This is a genomic window from Spongiactinospora gelatinilytica (assembly GCF_003236385.1).
Taxonomy (GTDB): Bacteria; Actinomycetota; Actinomycetes; order Streptosporangiales; family Streptosporangiaceae; genus Spongiactinospora; species Spongiactinospora gelatinilytica.
The window spans coordinates 1-1,394 of record NZ_POUA01000719.1; the positions used below are offsets into that span (position 1 = coordinate 1).

The 1,394-nt window shown below is 70.9% G+C and carries 1 protein-coding gene; it reads left to right on the forward strand.

Annotated elements, in window-relative coordinates; translation table 11 throughout:
- Positions 1 to 119 precede the first annotated feature (119 nt).
- Positions 120 to 1,394: helix-turn-helix domain-containing protein (locus C1I98_RS38890; RefSeq protein ID WP_146607932.1), on the forward strand; the 1,275-nt coding region annotated here is incomplete at its 3' end.

Consider the following 1,394-nt stretch of genomic DNA (forward strand, 5'->3'; position numbering starts at 1 on the left):
CCACCCTCCACCCCCACACCACCACCATCCACGTCCGCGAATTCCACGCCTATCTCAGCCACGAACTCCGCTCCTGAGCATGCTTACTCGACCGATGACAACGATCAAAGAAGGGCTGAGTGGTGGGTGAGCGGGTGGAGTTGCGGCGGGCTCGGCGGCGGCTGGGGATGACGCAGGAGGAGGCGGCCGAGGCGTTGTGGGTGTCGATGACCACGTGGAGCCGGTGGGAGCGCGGGATTCAGGGGGTACGGCCGGTCTACCGGGCCCGGATGGCCCAGGTCTTCGACGTACCAGCGGCCGAGATCGAGCACTGGCTCGACGGGGACACCGACTATTCCAGTAAAGCGGTCGAAACGGAGATCTGGCCTATCCCGGACTTCGCCCGCCTGTCGGTCGCGGATACCGTCGAAGTGGCCGGGCGGATGTGGAGGTGCGAGGTGGATCCCGAGCGGCGGCGGATGCTGGCCGCGCTGCCATTCGCGCCCGCCGCGCTGGACGGGTGGCTGTCGGGATGGACCTACGGCACACCCGCCGTGGCCATGCATGAGCACACGACCGCCCCAAAGGTCGGCCTGTCCGACATCCGGCGCGTCGAGGAGGCCCGCCAGGCGTTCGCGCAGATGGACCATCGGTTCGGCGCGGGCCTGGTACGACCGGCGATCATCGACTACCTGCACACCACCGTGGCCCCGCTGCTACGCGGCCGATACGACGAACGGGTCGGCGCGCGACTCATGACGGTCGCCGCCGGAATGACCCGGCTGGCGGGCTGGACGGCCTTCGACCTCGGCCACCAGGGTCAGGCCCAGCGCCACTACGGCCAGGCGCTCAAGTTCGCCAAGATCGCGGGCGACGCGTTGACCGGGGCCTGGGTGCTGAGCGCCATGAGCTACCAGGCCCTCTACCTGTCCCAGGCGTCCCCGGCGATCCTGCTCGCCCGCGCCGCCCTGGACACCGCCCGGCGGGCCGACGCGCCCCCGCGCGTGGTGGCCTGGCTGCTCAACAGGGAAGCCTGGGCCACGGCCCTGCGGGCGAACCTGAGCGGTGCCGCCGACACCCATGAGACCAAGCGAGTCGAACGCCTCCTCACCGAGGCCGAGCGCGTGTACGACCGGGGCCCTTCCGACCGGGAGCCCCAGTGGGCGGCCTGGTATACCCCCACGGAGCCCACGGCCGAGGCCGCGCGTTGCTGGTCGCTGATCGGCCGGCACCGCAGGGCCGCCGAACTCCTCGAAGGCATCCTCCCCGCCTACGACCAGGCCCGCTCCCGCTCCGCCCAGCTCACCCGGATCAGCGCCGCCGAAGCCTACCTCGGCATGGGCGAACTCGACCACGCCATCGACTCCGCCCGCACCGCCGTACCCGCCACCAAGACCCTCTCCTCCACCCGCCTC